Source organism: Pseudoalteromonas sp. SWYJ118, assembly GCF_015864505.1.
Lineage (GTDB): Bacteria > Pseudomonadota > Gammaproteobacteria > Enterobacterales > Alteromonadaceae > Pseudoalteromonas > Pseudoalteromonas arctica.
Map to the genome: position 1 here is coordinate 324,470 of NZ_JADYXC010000003.1, position 17,186 is coordinate 341,655.

Below are 17,186 nucleotides of genomic sequence, written 5' to 3' on the forward strand. Positions count from 1 at the left end.
ATTTACCTAATCAAAAGTATGATGGCGAGTTACACTAAACCGATTAAGTATATGGTGCATAATATACACAATGCACAAACTTAATATTATAGCCACCGATACCGAGCTAAACCGGTACATTGCGCTATAAACAAGATCTTGGCCTGGTCCGAGTGAGTTCCCAAATAAAATACCAAACGTAGTCAACACACCAAAACCAATACCAGGTATGCCTCCGCCTAAAATATGAAAACGCGCAAAAAGAAACGAAAGTATCCATAAAATAGCCATCGGAAAAAGTAAAAAATCAGAGTGACTATACAAAAATAGTTGCGATAGTAACGCTGCATTACACCCTATAAGCGTTCCAATTGCTCGCTGCCAACCAGCCATACCTGCGGCTTTCCAGCATAATGAAAACAAAATAAGCACAGAAGCTGCCTGCGCAGATATTGAGTCTTGTAAATCAAGAACCTGAAAAACCACAAAAGAGAGCGTAGCCACGGTTGAGCATAACAATACCTCATGGCGAATACTTTCTTTTGCTTTAGCTGGCATTACTCGCCCGGGCCTTGCGGTTACATCAGGAAATAGGCCATGCATTAATGCTCCAATAACAACGGTTAAAAATATAGCCAAACCATTAGTTAAAATTAACGGATAAATACTACTTCCTTCATCAACATAGCTCGAAAAATGCAGCTGAATAGAAAGGCTTATCACGCCTAAAGCGCCAAATAAAAAGGCACTACCGCTACTCATTTGGTAAAATAAAAAGCAAAAAACACCAAACACTAATAATGTCATAACGACTGGTAAGTGAGAAAACAATCCCTGCATTATCAGCACTATAAGCGCGCTAAATGCAGCAGATGCTATAAATTGATTTATAAGCCCACGACTTAACGTAGGTACCATGCCCAATATCAACATAGGATAAACGGTAAAAAATATACCATTTGGCCAGTTCATTAATTTACTAATAGTAAAGCCAAGGGTGCATCCACCTGCAATGCGTAGTGCTTGGCGAAGGCCATTAGAGTCTAATTGTGGGCCTTGGCTAACAATTTGAGTCATAAAGTCTCCATTAATAAATGTAGTGTAACCAGCTAATAAACCTAATTTGTGCAGAGCCAAACCATTGCCCAATTGTCGATTCTGGTAATAATTGTACTGTTGCACGTGACCCGCTCGGCATGTTTGCTATTAAGTCTTGATGATTTACGAGCTTTAAATGAATGCGTTGACGCTGTGCATCGCGTACCCAACGATTGCTGGTTTCTGTTGTACTTAGTAAACCATTTGCACTAAGTTGACCGTTGCTAACACCTGCTTCAAATGTTTCTAGTATTGCGTCGTAAACTTCACCTGGGCGGCTATCAAATACTACGCGCGCTTGAGTGCCTTGCTTCATATTTGAGAGTGACTTTTCTCTAAAGTCGGCAACTAAATCGGCTTTTTTAGCGACAATAGCTAATAATGGGCTACCTGCAACAGCATACGCGCCGTCTAATAACTGTAAGTTAGCAACTACGCCGTCACTTAGTGCACGTACTTGCGTGTAGGATAAATTTAACTCAGCCTGCGCTAACTGGTTAGCAGCATGACGCATAGCTAAGTTTTTATTACCTGAGTCACCTCTAGCTAAAACTGCTTCAGCTAACTGCGCTTCTAGAGCCGCAACATTTGCTTTACTGGCTTCAAAGTTAGCACGAATGCTTTCAAGCTCTTGCTCCGATATAGACTTTTGAGTATAGAGTTTTTCGCCTCTGCTTTTTAATAGCTTTTGCTCATGCTGCTTAGCATTTGCAGCACTAATTTGTGCTTCAAGGGCTTTAACATTGGTATCAAGACGCTTATTTTGTAATTTGGCATCATCAAGCGCGAGTTGAGCTTGCTCTTTGGCTAAATTATATGGGCCTTCATCGATACTAAATAATATATCGCCCGCTTTAACTGGTTGGTTATTATTAACTTGCACACTAGTGACTCGGCCACTAATTTGCGGTGATATTTGCACAACAGGGTGGTATACACGTGCCTGTGGTGTCACAGGTAAAACCATATCGGCCACTAAATAGTAAATAAATACTAAGATAAACCCTATGAGAGAAAACCTTACATAGCGTGCAAACTTTTGATCCGGTGTCATTTTTAGCCTTACTTATTAACTTGAATACATTTAAGGGCGTTTTGCTCTATTTTGATCAAACCAAATGCAATGGCATCTAGCTGCTCAACAGATAAACCGCTGTATAACTGATTTTTTATATCGGAAATGGTCTCTTGCAATGAATGTAAAATGGCATCACTTTGCTCAGTAAAATAGAGTCTTTTACTGCGCTTATCATGTTTGTCTACACGGCGAACGATTAACGATTGCTCCTCTAATTGCTTAAGCGTGCGAGTCAGTGAAGGCATTTCTATCCCTAAGCTATTAGCAAGTTCAAGTTGTGTTAGTCCCTCACCACGCATATTTATATGCATTAGTGCAGTCCAGCGCGACTGAGTAAGCCCCAAAGGCTCAACAGCAATGGTTACTGCTTCGCGGCATAAGCGATGAACTCGGCCCATATTACCGATAACGGTTAAATCGAGCGTCTCGTGAAAAGGTTTTTGTGTAGGCATAGCCATCCCAACATAGTTAGCAAGCTAACTATTTTATCATTACTTAGCAAGCTAAGTAAATATGCGTAAGTGCGAGAAGTGGCAAAATATTTGCTAAACCTCACCTGTAAAAAAATGGTGAGGTTTAGGGAGTTTTAAAAGTTAAGTAAATTAGCTGGGGAGTATTGATCGGTAAGTACTTTTGTATCTGCAGGCCAATCTTGGCCGTCTTTAGTAAAGTGCATAAGTTGGCTAATCGCTTTTATATCTACACCGTATTTTACTAATTTAGGGGCGAGAGCATTAACACGCGTGTTAATTTGCGCTTCGCTCGGTATTGATTTAAGTCCCGCTAAAATAATACGGTTGCTGCGATTTTCGCGGCTTACATTTATAAAGTCGCCAAATACAGCGTGGTAAGTTGCCGACTCATGCTCATAAAGTTTACTACTTGAAAACGTATTTGCGGCAATAACGCCACCATCGGCTAATACGCTTTGTACTTCTTCAAAAAACTCTTTAGTGAGCAAATGCTCCGGAATATAGTCACCGTTAAACGCATCCAAAATAATCCAATCGTACTTTTGCTTTTTAATAGCGGCGCGCTTTATAAAAATACGGCCATCTTGCACGCTTGATGTCACTAAGTCGTTTTCTATAAAGTTAAAGTAATCGCGTGCAACTTTAGTTACTGCAGGATCTATTTCAACATTATGAATATTTGCAGTGGGGTATAGCTCATGAATAACATTAGAAAGCGTACCGCCACCTAATCCTATAATAAGTACACTTTTAGGGTTGTCGGTTACTAAAAGGCTCGCAAACGTCAATTTTGTGTAATTAAAAACAAGTTTGTCGGGATTGCTTTTATACATGCAACTTTGGCTTGTTTGGCTACTTTTAGTATTAAATTTAAGGCAACGTAAGTCGCTCGTTTCTTCAACAATAATATTGCGATAAAGCGAGCGTTCTTCATGAATAACCTTACTAAACGCAGAACCTGAAAACACAATTAATGGCAGTAGCAAATATTTAAGCATGAGCAAGCCCCTTATTATTAACCAAGGTATTAATAACAATCGCGACTAAACCCAGTGCCCCAAGTGTTAAAGCAAAGGCGCTAATAATTGTATTTACGTCAAACGCGAGCACAAAGTAAAACGAGGTAATAATAGTACCCAGGGCACTGCCAAGCGTACTTACAAAGTATAAACGCCCAGCAACTTGGCCGCTTTTATCGCTATCTGTTACCAGTAAGCGCACAGAGTAGGGCGAGATCATGCCTAAAATAACGGTAGGTATAAAAAATAAAGCAGTTGACGCTAAGAGTGAGCCGTAGCGGCTATCTTCAATATGGGTAAATATAAATTCCATTATAGGCTGCGAAAATAATGTAATAGGAACAACCATAATGCTGGCAATTAAAAATATTAAACCATATTTGGTAAGGGATGCATTTTTAGTGCTGAGTTTACCACCAAGTAAATACCCAAAAGATAAACTAAGCATAAACACAGTAATTATACTGCCCCAAATATGCACGCTACTGCCAAAAAAGGGGGCAAGAATCCTCCCACCTAAAAGCTCAATGCCCATTATGCAAAAGCCGCTGCAAAAAGCTAAAAAGTAAATTAACGCGTTTGTTTTTATGCTCATGTAATTATCGTTATGTAACTTAAGTAGAACACTATACTAACGTGATGCATACAAAGCTGCTAGGGCCTGTTGACCTTTCAGGATTAAAAATTGTTCTATCTAGGGGCGATTTAATCGCGGCGCGAGGTTTGTAACCTAGTGGGCTCGGTAACTGCTCCTGCGTTACCCTACTGGCTTACATCCATGTAAGAATAAGTAAAAACCGAGCAAAGCTTCCGCGTCCTGCTCACGCCCCTTACCTACATCCATGCAGGCAACAAAGAGTTAATCGTCCCTAGAAAGAACCCAGAGGGCAGCGCATGTTTGGTATTTATGCTGCGTTATCGCCCATTAATGGGGAATAACCACACTACATAGGCTCTGCCTTGCCTAAAAACCAAACATGCTGCTGCAAATTTAACCTCGAAAGATAAATAGGCCCTAGGGTAATAATTAACCTAAGTTTAATTTAAAAAAGAAGTTTTGTTATAGCAATTTGTTAGTTAGTTGAATTCTGATCTATTTAGCTTGCCTAGGCCCTCGCGATTTAATACTTAAGACGCTTTTTCATTTAAATTAAATTTCTTAAGTTTTCTTTAAGTTTCACTCGTTAAGTTTAAACCCTGAAATATAAACAGGTTTAAATGAGCGAGCTTATGCAATTAGCCCACACTTCTACATCATTAGATTTAACACAAAATAACAGTCAGTTTATTAGTGCTCGTATTGATGATGTACATCGAAAAAATCTCGAAAATACAGTGAAAGAAGGTTTTTTAGTTGCGTATAACGCTAAGCTTACTTCTTTTATGCCACTACTTTGCCAATACGTTACCGAGCAAGGAAAGTGCACGTTAGGGCTAAGGCAAGCAACTTCGCCATTGTTTATTGAGCAATATTTAGCATCACCCGTTGAAGATTTTTTAGATGAAAGTATTTCTCGCAATAAAATTTTTGAACTTGGTAATCTCTGCTCTACAAATCGAAGAGCAACACTTGCACATTTTATTATTGTTAACGAAGCTCTGCAAAGTGTGGGGGCAAAACATTTAGTGTTTTGTGCAACCAACAAAGTGCGTGCTTTATTGCGCTTACTTGGTGTTACGTGTACCGAAATTGCACTTGCGAGCAGTTTTGTAGTTGAGAACCCATTAAAGTGGGGCAGCTATTACGCCAACCAACCAACAGTATGCATTGTGAGCCTAGAGCAAGCTCACCAACAAGTATTAAATACCCCAATGCTTTATAGTTTGATGCAGCAAAACCACTCAAATATCAATTCTTTGGTAAACGCATTGGTGAATGTATGAACTACTATAATACTCATTCAGTATCGCCATTAATTATTGCCCATAATAAAGATCTAACACGTGAAATTAACGGTGATGAGTTTAACCAGCAAATACAAAAAGTAGTAAAAATACTACAAAGCTTTAACGGCAAATGTGTCGCTTATAAGCTCGATAATACGCCAGCTTGGCTTGTTATTGATGCCGCTACTGCGGTTTCTAATAAAGTGGCTGTGCCAATTGCTCACTTTTTTAGTGAACAACAAACTCAATATGTACTAGCGCAATGCGGCGCTAATGTATTTATGAGCGACACGCTAAACCCTTTATTTGGGGAGCCGACCGCATCAATCAATTTATTTGAGTGTTACACATTATATATTTACGAAATTGTTGCAGCTAAACCCGTCAGTTATTTTCCAGAAACTCAAAAAGTAACGTTTACATCAGGATCGACTGGGCAACCAAAAGGCGTGTGTTTATCTACAAAGAGCCAAATGCAGGTAGCGCAATCGCTGTGCGATAAAATTAATATTAAAAACCCTGTTCATTTATGTTTATTGCCGCTTGCTGTATTGCTTGAAAATATAGCCGGTGTGTATGCCCCTTTAAAAAGTGGCGGTACAGTACATTTAATGCCATTAAATGAATTAGGCTTTGTTGGAACTACATTAAAACAGCCCGCACAGCTTATAGCTGCTATTGATAAAGTTAAGCCAAATACGCTTATTTTAGTGCCTGAACTATTAGCATGCTTAGTCGCTTTTGCAGAGCAAGGGTGGCAACCGCCTAGTTCGTTACAGTTTATTGCAGTAGGTGGTGCGCTTGTCAGCGAAATGCTAATAGTTAAAGCGCGTAGCTTAAACTTACCGGTGTACCAAGGTTATGGACTTTCTGAGGCGGCATCTGTAGTTAGTTTAAATACGCCCACAAACGATAACCTTCACAGTGCAGGCTCTGTGTTACCTCATATTCAAACCAAAATTGAAAATGGCCAGCTTTTTATAAAAGGCGATTTGTTTTTAGGTTACTTAAATCATCAACCTCACGACAAAAACCAGTGGTATGCAACCGGCGATCTGGTCGATCAGCATCAAAATACCTTATTTATTAAAGGCCGCTTAAAAAACCTAATTATTACCAGCATGGGGCGCAATATCAGTGCCGAGTGGCCTGAATCACTATTACTAAGTCAAAGCGGTATTTTACAAGCGGTTGTGTTTGGTGAAGGTCGACCTTTTTTAACCGCCATTATTTATGCCGATTCAAAGCTAAGTAACCCAGCGTTAGCGCAATACATTAACGCAATTAATAAACAACTACCCGACTATGCACGAATTCAAAAATGGCATCGTTTAACTGCCCCATTAAGTGTGCAACAAGGATTATTAACCACAAATAATCGCCCAAAACGAGATGCCATAAGTAAGCAGTATCATGCTGTGTTTGAGCAATTTTACCGACTTGGAGAAGTAATTAATGAGTGATTTTTTTAACACCCTTAAAGAGCAAACTAAACAAGAGCAAAACTATCTGCTTGCAGCACCTATTATTCAGCGTGTTTTTAAAGGCGAAGCATCACTTGAAGAATACGCCTCGTTTTTAGCACAAGCGTATCACCATGTTAAGCACACCGTGCCATTAATGATGTCAGTTGGTGCACGATTAACTGACGATCAAGAATGGCTGCGCGAAGCGGTCGCAGAATACATTGAAGAAGAAATAGGCCATCAAGAGTGGATACTTAACGATATTGCAGCCTGTGGTTTTAATAAAGAAGCAGTGCGGTGCAGTCAGCCACAATTTGCTACCGAGATGATGGTGTCGTATGCGTACGACTCCATTGCACGTAAAAATCCATTGAGCTTTTTTGGCATGGTGCATGTACTTGAAGGTACTTCGATAGCGCTTGCTGATGGCGCGGCTTCAAACATTGCTAATGCTGTGGGCTTACCTAAAAAAGCATTTAGTTATTTAACCTCTCACGGCGCACTTGATATAGAGCATGTAAAGTTTTTTGAAAACCTGATGAACCAAATAACAGATGAGGCGGATCAAGAAGCCATACTTCATGGTGCAAAGCGCTTTTATCGTTTATACGGCGATATATTTCGTGGACTCGATGATGAACCGTTTTTTAAAGCAAGTGCACAAGGCAAATCGGCATGAGCAGCTCTTTATGTGTGCTAACTGGTGCAACAGGCGGAATAGGGCAAGCAATTGCTAAAGCCCTATATGCAAAAGGGTGGACGTTACTGCTTGTAGGGCGTAATACGCAAGCTCTTGAAAAACTGAGCCGTGAATGCCCAGACAGTGAAACATTTACTGGCGATTTAACCGACGATACAACACGCATTAACTTAGCCATAAAAGCCAAGCAACTCGGTGGCGTTAAATTACTTATTAATAACGCTGGCGTAAATACGATGCAAAGCCTTGAGCACACAAGTAATGAGCAAATAGATAATATGCTGACTACTAATTTGTCGGTACCTATTAAATTATGCCAACTATTTTTAGGGCAGTTACAATATACCAAAGGCACCATTGTTAACGTGGGATCATCGTTTGGCAGTATTGGTTACCCGTTTCAAACACTTTATTGCGCCAGTAAATTTGGTTTACGTGGTTTTACAGAAGCGTTATCGCGTGAGTTGAATGGTTCAGGCGTTAAAGTGACCTATTTAGCACCAAGAGCAACAGATACCTCTATTAATAGCAGTAAAGCGCGGGCAATGAATAAAGAGCTCGGTAATAAAATGGACTCGCCAGAATTAGTTGCTCAAGAGTTATTAGCACTTATAAGTTCGAACCAAACAAGGCGCTTTATTGGTTTTCCTGAAAAATTATTTGCACGCATAAATGGCGCATTCCCAAGCGTTGTTGATAACGCTATTGCAAAACAACTTCCTAAAATCAAACGCTTTTTAAGTTAACAAACACATACAAGGGCAAAATTATGTATAAATTTACACTCGCATTATATTTAATATTAACGGCTGTATTTACGACCGCAGTACAGGCAGATGAAGCGCAAGACTTAACCTCAATTCAACAAAAGTGGGCAATTGCCAACTACGAACTTGAAGACGATGCGCAAATAGACGCGTTTACGCAACTAAGTGAGCAAAGCGCGTTATTTGTTAAAAACTACCCAAGCTCAGCACAAACACATATTTGGAATGGAATTGTGTTAGCTAGCTTTGCAGGTGCAAAAGGGGGCTTGGGTGCACTTGGTTTGGCAAAAGAGGCAAAAGTGTCACTTGAAAATGCACTCTCAATAGATGGCACTGCATTAAATGGCTCAGCTTACGCAAGCCTTGCAACGCTTTACAGTAAAGTACCTGGTTGGCCAATTGGTTTTGGTGATGACGACAAAGCTGAAAAATTATTTAAACAAGCGCTCGCTTTTAATCTCGAAGGCATTGATACTAATTACTTATACGGTGAATATTTGTATGACGAAGGCGATTATAAACAAGCTAAAGCACGACTACTTGTAGCACAAGCTGCGGGCATTCGTGATACTCGTGCAAAAGCAGATGAATATCGCCAACAAGCAATAAGCCAGCTATTGGTAAAAGTAGATAAAAAACTAAAAAGATAAACACATAATGCATTTATTACTCGTTGAGGATGATCATTTAGTGGCGCAAGGGCTTATTCGCTCTTTGCGTCAAGAGGGCTACAGTGTAGAGCATAGTGGCACAGTTAAGCATGCCTTAGAGTGCCTTTCTAGTGGTGAAATTGAGCTTGTTATTCTCGATTTAGGATTACCTGACGGCGATGGCTCGCAAGTTTTAAAGCATATTAAAGCGCAAAAAAAAGTAATACCGGTGGTTATTTTAACTGCTCGCGGCAGTATTGATGACAAAGTCCAAGGGCTTGACATGGGCGCTGACGATTACCTTGCAAAGCCGTTTGACCCCGCTGAGCTATTTGCCCGTTTACGTGTAGCAAGTCGGCGCATTAACCAAACGCAATCAAGCTTATTACGCTGTGGTGATGTGGTAATGGATACATCTGCTCATACAGTTACACTAAGTGGGCAATCACTTACACTGCCGCGAAAAGAGTACATGCTTTTAAAAGCGCTGATGGAAAATCAGGGAAGGGTGCAATCAAAACAACAACTCGAAAACAAACTTTACCAATGGGGTGAAGAAGTTGGCTCTAATGCCATAGAGGTGCATATTCATCATCTTCGTAAAAAATTCCCTAGCGATTTTATTAAAACCTTACGTGGCATTGGCTACGTGGTTGGTAAGCGTTAGAGTGTGTTTATATTTCGAGGTTGAAAATGTCTATTCGTAAACGTCTGACCTTAATTTTACTTTCAATGATGGTGCTAACTTGCTTTTTAGCTTTAGTAAAAGGCTATCAAAAAAGCATGCACCACGGTGAAAACTTGCTTGATAATGAACTTAAAATAGTGGCTGGCGTTTTAATTGAGCAACCATTGACACTGAGCACAAATACAGTACAAGTAAGCAATAATAGTGCTCAGTTGTTGTATCAAATTTGGCAAAATAATAGTTTACTTAGTGGCTCATCGAGTTTAACAAATAACCAAATTAGTTTTAGCGAGGGCTTTCAAATTGCCAATGTAGCAGGGCAGCGTATGCGAGTGTTTGTAATGAGCAAAAATACTCGTAAAGTCATCATTGCTGAACCTATAGCAAAGCGGTTTGAATTAGCTGAAGCCGTTATTTTATCTGCAATGTTACCTATGTTATGGGCAGTTCCCCTGCTTGCTATTTTTATAAGCTTTTTTGTTAAATACGCATTAGCCCCTCTTACTCGATTATCTAAGCAGTTGGCGTCTCGCCAAGCAAACGACTTTACGCCAATTAACTGGCAAGTAACCGACGAAGAAATTAAACCGGTTATTAATCGTTTAAACGACTTATTTAAACGCGTAGAAACCGCTTACTTACGAGAGCGATTTTTTGCCTCAGATGCAGCTCATGAGTTACGTACTCCGCTTAGTAGTTTAAAAATCAATGTACATAATTTAGCTAATAAACAAAGTAACTCGCAAAATAATCAAGAATTACAAGCAATGTCGCAAGGTATTAATCGCTTAAGTAATATTGTTGAACAAATGCTAATTTTAGGGCGCACCCAGCCTGAGCAATGGCAGAGGCAGTTTAGCGAGCAGTCATTGCTAGCGATTACTCAGCAAGTTGTATCGGATCAATACGACAAAATAGACGAAAAAAATCAAACGATTAGCCTCGAAGGTGATGGTTTTGTAATTAATGGTGATGAGTTTACATTAACCACACTCATCGCTAACTTGCTCAGTAATGCGATTAAATACACACCTAGTAACGGTCAAATTATAATTAAATTAGCATCAAGTAATAACAGCTATAGTTGGCAAATTGATGATTCTGGTGCGGGCATGACTGAAGAGCAAAAAGACCGAATATTTAATCGCTTTTATCGCGTAGGTGGCGATCAACATCCATCAGGCGAGCAAGGTGCGGGTTTAGGTATGGCGATTGTTCAACACATTATTGCTATTTATGACGCAAAGATTCATCTAGCGAATAGTCATTTAGGTGGGTTAACCGTTAAGGTTACTTTTACAGGAGTAAAAAGTGACTAAACGTTTATTCAATCAATGTCTTTGTTGTTTACTGTTTTTATCGTTTAACGCGGAGAGTAAAGAGTACCTTATTATTTTAAAAGATCACTTGTTCTATCCCTCACAAATTACAATTCCCGTGAATAAAAAAGTAAAACTATTAATAGAAAACCAAGATAGCACACCAGAAGAGTTTGATAGCTTTGATCTAAACAGAGAAAAAGTACTCTACCCAAATCGTAAAAGCATTATTTATATAGGGCCGCTTAGTAAAGGGCATTACGAGTTTTTTGGTGAGTTTTCGCCTAATACAGCAAGGGGCGTTGTTATAGTTAGCGATGAAGGGGGGCAGCATGCTAATAACTAGTTTAGTCATGAGCCTTAATCAATTACTACCTGTGGCTATTTTATTAGTGCTATTACAAGTAGTTAAAAAACAGAGCTCTTTGCGAATATGCTCTGCTGTGTTAATTGGCGCGGTAATGTCGTTTTTGTACATGCAAAGCGCATCGTGGGTGAGCCAGTGGTTTGAACACCAAGGGTTAGAGTACTCACAAATAGGGCTATGTATTACTATATTTATTGCTGTGTTGGTATTTGCACTAAAGCAAAAGTCAGCGGCATTTTATATCGCAGTTATCAGTACAGTAACATTGTATTTAAGCCATTATATTATTTACCTCACCAGTTTTTGGCAAAATAGTGATGCAGGGCAAAGCTTATTTATTGGCACTTTATTAGGCAGTGGAATTTGCTTAAGTTTTAGCGTATTGCTGTACTTTTTAATGAATACAATTAAGTACCGCTTTGGTATGTATCCGCTTTTTACTTTGCTTGCTTTTAACAGCGCGGCTAAGTTATTAGTTGCACTGGATTTGGCAAGCCAAATAGATTTAATTACAAACACATCAACAGTGTGGGATTTACGTGATGTGCTAAGTGAAAATTCTGAACTTGGGCGCGTACTGCGTGCGCTTGTTGGTTACGAGGCCACTCCTGATTTAATGAGTGTACTTATATATAGTACAAGCAGCGTGTTATTTTTATTACTTTGTTATGTTATTCCGGCTTCAATAACTAAGGAACGTGTATGAAAGCACTCAACCTATATTTCGCGCTTAGTTTTACCGTTTTTTGCGTGTTGTTACTTCCAACCCAAGCGAATGCTGACGGTATTGTTGTTGATAAGGTATATCACCCCTATGTTTTGCCTTTTGAGCGTGAGTTTGAATGGCGATTAGTGTCGCACCAAACAGATAGTGGAAATATATTAGCGCAGCGTTTGGGTGGCGGTGGTGCTATTAACGATACAATGGCACTAGAAGGCTATTTAGTTGGTGAGCGAGACGACAACGGCGACTTTGGATTAGAAGCTTATGAGCTTGAGCTACGTTGGCAATTAATTGAACAAGGTAAATTATGGGCTGATTGGGGCGCGTTATTTGAGCTTGAAAAAAAACATAACGAAGATGTGTATGAGGCAACCTCGGGTTTTGTGATCGAAAAAGAATTTGGAAAAACAAGTCTTACGCTAAATGCTTTTTTGGTTTATGAGTGGGGGCAAGACATTAAAAACGAATGGGAAAGTGAGTTTAGAGCACAATATCGCTATCGATATCGCTCTGCTTTCCAGCCTTCTATAGAGGTTTACCTAGGTGAAGACTTTATTGGTATAGGGCCTGGCTTTATAGGTTTACAGCGCTTTGATGGGCAAAAGCAATTAAAATGGGAAGCGGGTTTCATCACTGAGATAAGCCAATCAGAAAAAAACCATAGTTTTAGGCTCGCATTAGAATTTGAATTTTAATAACCAATGATAGCTGTTTTGGTTGTTTATCATTCTGATTATAGATAGGTACTTGACATATTATTTAAACTCTATATAGTGGGCCACAGCTAGAAAGAAAGCATGTAAGCTATAAATCTCCATTTCGATATAAGTAATACTTGTAGTACCGTCCTGAAGTTTTTAAAGTACCATCTCATTTTTTGCTACACCCGCTCTTATGAGCATATTTTTATTTTTATTTCAGGATATTACAATGTCTAACATCGTATCAGGTACAGTTAAGTGGTTTAACGAGTCTAAAGGTTTTGGTTTCATCGAGCAAGAAAATGGCCCAGACGTTTTCGCACATTTCTCAGCAATCAAAAGCGAAGGTTTCAAAACTTTAGCTGAAGGCCAACGTGTAGAGTTTACTCTTTCACAAGGTCAAAAAGGTCCACAAGCTGATAACATCACAGCTGTATAATTTTACTTTTTAAGTGAAATGAAAAAAAAGCGCTTAAGGTGCTTTTTTTGTGTCTGAAATTTGACTCAAACCAAGCAACGCCCATTATCAATGTAAATTAACTAAATGATATTGCTATTATTTAGCCCTCCTAATATTCGTTTTTCTATTCTTCTCATTGCGCTAATGCAAGTGAGTTTAAGCTTGTAATTTATACCGAACATTTCTCCCTTATAATTTCAAAACAACAAATTCAAAACGACAAAGACCAGCTTGTTAGTAGTACTCTCAATATTGTAAAAGGTATTTGCACAGCTATTGATATAACCTGCGAGTTTAAATTGCTACTTTGGAAGCGTGCTTATAACTTAGTTTAAAAGCCCCTTACTTTGGCATTGTTTCAATAATTAAAAACATCGAACGTGACCCTCTATTTAATTGGGGTCAGCCGCTAGCATCTAGTAAAACCTTCTTTTATAAGCTCAAAGCTAATAAGCAAGTTATACCAATTCCATTAAGTATGCGGTCTAAATTTTAAGCCGAAAAAAAATTCAGTTCTAGGCGTATATAAAATTGGTTTTAAAGCGGGCGAAAACAATATATGGATTTATTTTTAAAAAGAAAAATAGATCTAATTTCGGGCTCATAATGACAATAAAGCATCAGCTGGAACCTTTGACTATAAAGTGGGGAAGGTGCTGAAAGGCTGCAAAAATTATATCTTTGTGCGCTTGCTAGTAATTGCATCGCATTTAATAAGTAAGTAGTTGTGCGTGCCATAAAGTAATTTTATGAAGAATATAAAAAGTTAAAAATGAAAGACGATTTTGCCGCCTATAAACATACTTATCTTTGATGATTTATCTTTCGTAAGGCAGCCCTTTATTTTGCTTTATTTTTAAAAATGCAGCTTGCAGTGCTTCAATTAAACGCATATCTGTTTTTTTATTCGCAGCTAAATAAGCATCAATTGTTAGCTCATCTATTTTATAAATAAACCTTAAGTGTGCTGGTTTGAGCTTTAGGTAGTCGCTCATCTGCTGCATATATAAAGGATCGTCTACAATTAAATCTACTTTTTTAGCTAATAGTAAAGAGTATGATTTTTGAATATCAGAGGTTAAAACAACTTCAAATCCAAGTTTCGTGAGGGTTTGTGTTGAAAAGTCATTGCGTTGCATTGCAATTTTATACACTTTTGCTTGTTCAGTAGTGTTTATAATAAGATCATCTCGCTCTGATAGGCCAATAAAGCCTAGTTCAAAACGTCCGACAGGTCCTATCCAATAAAATTTATTTTCTCGCTCTACAGTGCGTGCAAGGCTGTATATAAAGGTGTTTTTTAACTCATCTGCAATTTTATAAGCACGTGCCCAAGGATACATTTGAATGTTAGGTGTGAGATCAGCCTCAGCAAATATATCTCTAATAAACTGAGTACCTTCACCTGCTACCTCGCCATTAATCAATACTTGGTTTGGTGGTGCTAACTCTGTAACAACAAGCAGGGCTTCCTTTGCTTGAACATACGCAGAGCAAATTAAAAAAAGAGAATAAAGAATATATTTCACAATAGCGAATCGTCATTCGGTTAGCTTAAGTAATAATAAGTGTGGCTGAAAATATGAAAAACACAAAAATTATTTATGTGAACTTGTTACTAAGATATTGGTTTATTTGAGTTATGTATAACTATAAAGGAGGCTAAATAGATAAGTGGCTTGAGATTTGAAGTAGATGAGGCTAAAAATTAAGGCCTAAAACGATAAAAGGGCCTTGCGGCCCTTGGTGAAGTATCGTTCAAGTCAGATAGAGCTTTAACCCCTTAAAGCGCTATCCTCTTGTTTTGCAACACCGGTGTTCATCTCAATAAGTTTCTAAGCTAGCGAGAGGAAAAACCCAGCAATTGCTGCGCTCATAAGGTTAGCCATAGATCCGGCTAACACTGCTCTGAGCCCTAAGCGTGCGATATCCTTCCGCCGACTAGGCGCCATACCGCCTAACCCACCTAGTAAAATGGCTATCGATGATAAGTTAGCAAACCCACATAAAGCAAAAGTAACGATTGCTTGTGTGTGCGCGCTTAACGTATCGCGATAATTTATAAAGTCTAAGTAAGCAACAAACTCGTTTACTACTATCTTTTGACCAATAAAGCTGCCGGCTATAATCGCTTCATCCCATGGCACACCTAGTAACCATGCAACTGGAGCAAATACATAACCTAATATTTCTTGAAGCGTTAATGTTGGGTAATCAAACCACCCGCCAATACCGCCTAATAAACCGTTTAATAATGCAATTAGCGCTACAAAAGCAAGTAACATTGCACCTACATTAAGTGCTAAATGCATACCGTTTGCAGCACCTGATGCAGCTGCATCAATTACATTTACAGGCTTATCTTCGTCATCTAAATCTAAATCAGCTAAGTTATCTCTAGGCGTTTCAGTTTCTGGCACAATCATCTTGGCCATTAAGAAACCACCTGGTGCAGCCATAAAGCTCGCAGCAATAAGATACTTAAGATCTACGCCAATAATTACGTAACCGGCCATTACAGAGCCTGCTACAGTGGCTAAGCCACCTACCATTACTGCAAACAATTCCGATTTTGTCATCGTTGCTATAAATGGCTTAACTATTAACGGTGCTTCAGTTTGGCCTACAAAAATATTTGCAGTTGCTGAAAGCGATTCTGTGCGCGAGGTCTTCAATAATTTTTGTAAACCGCCGCCTAAAATCCTAATTATCCAATCCATAATGCCAAGGTGATATAACACAGCAACAAGTGCTGAGAAAAACACGATAACCGGCAAAACTTGAATCGCAAAAATAAAACCTAATGTGTCTTGTGAGGCAAGTGGACCAAATAAAAATCCAATACCGTCGTTTGCATAACCAATAACCGATGAAACGGCTGATGACATGCTAGTTAACACATTTTTACCTGCTTCGAAAAACAGTACAAAACCACCAATAACAATTTGCATCGCAAATGCTATACCAACGGTTCTTAAATTAATTGCCTTGCGATTAGTTGACGCAGCAAAGGCAATGCTTAGTAGCACACACATGCCTACTAAGCTCATAAATGTTGTCATACAAATGTTTCCCGTTGTTATTCTTGTAGTAAATATTTAATTTTACTTTTTATTATATCAATCGCAACGCGGTTCATGCCGCCTCGAGTCACAACTAAATCAGCGTTATGTTTAGAAGGCTCAATGAATTGATAAAACATCGGTCTAACAGTTGCCTGATATTGCTCAACAACAGATTGTAATGTTCTGCCTCGTTGCTCCATATCACGTTGCATACGACGCATTAAACAAATATCTAAAGGTGTGTCTATAAACACCTTAATATCAAATTCTTTATTAAGCGCTTTATCACTCAATAGTAAAATACCTTCAACAATGAGTATTTTAGCAGCTGGCACTCGGCGTGTGGTTGCGCTACGCGTGTGCTGTGCATAATCATACGTTGGTACTTCTACTGAGTTACCACAACGAAGTTGCGTTAAATGCTCAAGCATTAATGCGTGTTCAAATGCATCTGGATGGTCGTAATTTGTTTGCGTACGATGAGCCATCGGCAAATGCGACTGATCCTTGTAATAAGCATCTTCTTCAATAATGGCGATAGCGCCTGGTTCAAGCTCATTAACCAATTCATTGTAAATTGTTTGGCTAAAAAGAGATTTGCCCGACGCTGATGCGCCTGCAATGGCTATAATAGTAGTTCGTGTCACTAAAGTTCTCATCCACACAGAAAGATATATTGTTGGTAGATCACAATAGCAAAAAAGACACGATTAATCTCTTTTGCTTCGCTCAAGGGTGCAAATTT

The 17,186-nt window shown here is 38.9% G+C and carries 19 protein-coding genes; 11 read left to right on the forward strand and 8 right to left on the reverse strand.

The genetic code is table 11. The annotated features are described in order from the left end of the window. Positions 1 to 6 precede the first annotated feature (6 nt). From I6F48_RS05815 to I6F48_RS05835, 5 genes are all read right to left on the reverse strand, one after another. Positions 7 to 1,056 (reverse strand): DUF2955 domain-containing protein, encoded by a 1,050-nt coding sequence (locus tag I6F48_RS05815; RefSeq protein WP_165740505.1) that lies wholly within the window; start codon positions 1,054 to 1,056, stop codon positions 7 to 9. Between the two features lie 10 nt (positions 1,057 to 1,066). Beyond that, positions 1,067 to 2,131, reverse strand: a complete 1,065-nt coding sequence (locus tag I6F48_RS05820; protein WP_121953524.1) for an HlyD family secretion protein — start codon at positions 2,129 to 2,131, stop codon at positions 1,067 to 1,069. A gap of 8 nt (positions 2,132 to 2,139) precedes the next feature. Further along, on the reverse strand, positions 2,140 to 2,607 hold the full coding sequence (locus tag I6F48_RS05825; protein ID WP_007583567.1) for a MarR family transcriptional regulator: 468 nt from the start codon (positions 2,605 to 2,607) through the stop codon (positions 2,140 to 2,142). Between the two features lie 134 nt (positions 2,608 to 2,741). Further along, entirely contained in the window at positions 2,742 to 3,626 is an 885-nt protein-coding gene (locus tag I6F48_RS05830) for a spermidine synthase (protein ID WP_024592422.1), read from the reverse strand. Then, positions 3,619 to 4,242: a fused MFS/spermidine synthase gene (locus tag I6F48_RS05835; protein WP_007583564.1), complete on the reverse strand. Its 624-nt coding sequence runs from the start codon at positions 4,240 to 4,242 to the stop codon at positions 3,619 to 3,621. The genes I6F48_RS05830 and I6F48_RS05835 overlap by 8 nt, the downstream gene beginning before the upstream one ends. A 635-nt stretch (positions 4,243 to 4,877) precedes the next feature. Between I6F48_RS05835 and I6F48_RS05840 the strand changes: the two genes are divergently transcribed. The 11 genes from I6F48_RS05840 (at position 4,878) to I6F48_RS05890 (ending at position 13,355) form a co-directional block, all read left to right on the forward strand. Then, positions 4,878 to 5,531, forward strand: coding sequence for a thermostable hemolysin (locus I6F48_RS05840; RefSeq protein ID WP_033026818.1), 654 nt, complete (start codon positions 4,878 to 4,880; stop codon positions 5,529 to 5,531). Next, positions 5,528 to 6,997 carry an AMP-binding protein gene (locus I6F48_RS05845; RefSeq protein ID WP_165728807.1) on the forward strand — a complete coding sequence of 490 codons (1,470 nt, stop codon included), beginning with the start codon at positions 5,528 to 5,530 and terminating at the stop codon, positions 6,995 to 6,997. Before I6F48_RS05840 ends, I6F48_RS05845 begins: the two co-directional genes overlap by 4 nt. Further along, entirely contained in the window at positions 6,990 to 7,679 is a 690-nt protein-coding gene (locus tag I6F48_RS05850; RefSeq protein WP_165740508.1) for a TenA family transcriptional regulator, read from the forward strand. Before I6F48_RS05845 ends, I6F48_RS05850 begins: the two co-directional genes overlap by 8 nt. Continuing rightward, complete coding sequence (locus I6F48_RS05855) at positions 7,676 to 8,446, forward strand: SDR family oxidoreductase (RefSeq protein ID WP_165740509.1); 771 nt, start codon at positions 7,676 to 7,678, stop codon at positions 8,444 to 8,446. The genes I6F48_RS05850 and I6F48_RS05855 overlap by 4 nt, the downstream gene beginning before the upstream one ends. Positions 8,447 to 8,469: 23 nt before the next feature. Beyond that, the gene (locus tag I6F48_RS05860) at positions 8,470 to 9,117 is read left to right on the forward strand and encodes a hypothetical protein (protein WP_165740510.1); all 648 of its coding nucleotides are present in this window, start codon (positions 8,470 to 8,472) and stop codon (positions 9,115 to 9,117) included. Positions 9,118 to 9,124: 7 nt separating this feature from the next. Further along, positions 9,125 to 9,784, forward strand: a complete 660-nt coding sequence (locus I6F48_RS05865; protein ID WP_024592427.1) for a response regulator — start codon at positions 9,125 to 9,127, stop codon at positions 9,782 to 9,784. 26 nt (positions 9,785 to 9,810) lie between these two features. After that, positions 9,811 to 11,124 carry an ATP-binding protein gene (locus I6F48_RS05870; RefSeq protein ID WP_197119031.1) on the forward strand — a complete coding sequence of 438 codons (1,314 nt, stop codon included), beginning with the start codon at positions 9,811 to 9,813 and terminating at the stop codon, positions 11,122 to 11,124. Then, the gene (locus tag I6F48_RS05875) at positions 11,117 to 11,470 is read left to right on the forward strand and encodes a cupredoxin domain-containing protein (protein WP_197119032.1); all 354 of its coding nucleotides are present in this window, start codon (positions 11,117 to 11,119) and stop codon (positions 11,468 to 11,470) included. Before I6F48_RS05870 ends, I6F48_RS05875 begins: the two co-directional genes overlap by 8 nt. Further along, positions 11,457 to 12,197, forward strand: coding sequence for an iron transporter (locus I6F48_RS05880; RefSeq protein WP_166421345.1), 741 nt, complete (start codon positions 11,457 to 11,459; stop codon positions 12,195 to 12,197). Before I6F48_RS05875 ends, I6F48_RS05880 begins: the two co-directional genes overlap by 14 nt. Next, positions 12,194 to 12,910, forward strand: a complete 717-nt coding sequence (locus I6F48_RS05885) for a hypothetical protein (RefSeq protein WP_197119033.1) — start codon at positions 12,194 to 12,196, stop codon at positions 12,908 to 12,910. Before I6F48_RS05880 ends, I6F48_RS05885 begins: the two co-directional genes overlap by 4 nt. A gap of 235 nt (positions 12,911 to 13,145) precedes the next feature. After that, positions 13,146 to 13,355 (forward strand): cold-shock protein, encoded by a 210-nt coding sequence (locus tag I6F48_RS05890; protein WP_002959120.1) that lies wholly within the window; start codon positions 13,146 to 13,148, stop codon positions 13,353 to 13,355. A gap of 839 nt (positions 13,356 to 14,194) precedes the next feature. On the opposite strand, the gene I6F48_RS05895 is transcribed toward I6F48_RS05890, so the two are convergent. The 3 genes from I6F48_RS05895 to udk form a co-directional block, all read right to left on the reverse strand. Continuing rightward, on the reverse strand, positions 14,195 to 14,905 hold the full coding sequence (locus I6F48_RS05895) for a substrate-binding periplasmic protein (protein ID WP_197119034.1): 711 nt from the start codon (positions 14,903 to 14,905) through the stop codon (positions 14,195 to 14,197). 306 nt (positions 14,906 to 15,211) lie between these two features. Continuing rightward, a complete protein-coding gene (locus tag I6F48_RS05900; protein ID WP_007583535.1) occupies positions 15,212 to 16,438 on the reverse strand; it encodes a NupC/NupG family nucleoside CNT transporter in 1,227 nt (408 codons plus the stop codon). A 17-nt stretch (positions 16,439 to 16,455) separates the two neighbouring features. Beyond that, a complete protein-coding gene (udk, locus tag I6F48_RS05905; protein ID WP_007583533.1) occupies positions 16,456 to 17,088 on the reverse strand; it encodes a uridine kinase in 633 nt (210 codons plus the stop codon). Between the last annotated feature and the right edge of the window lie 98 nt (positions 17,089 to 17,186).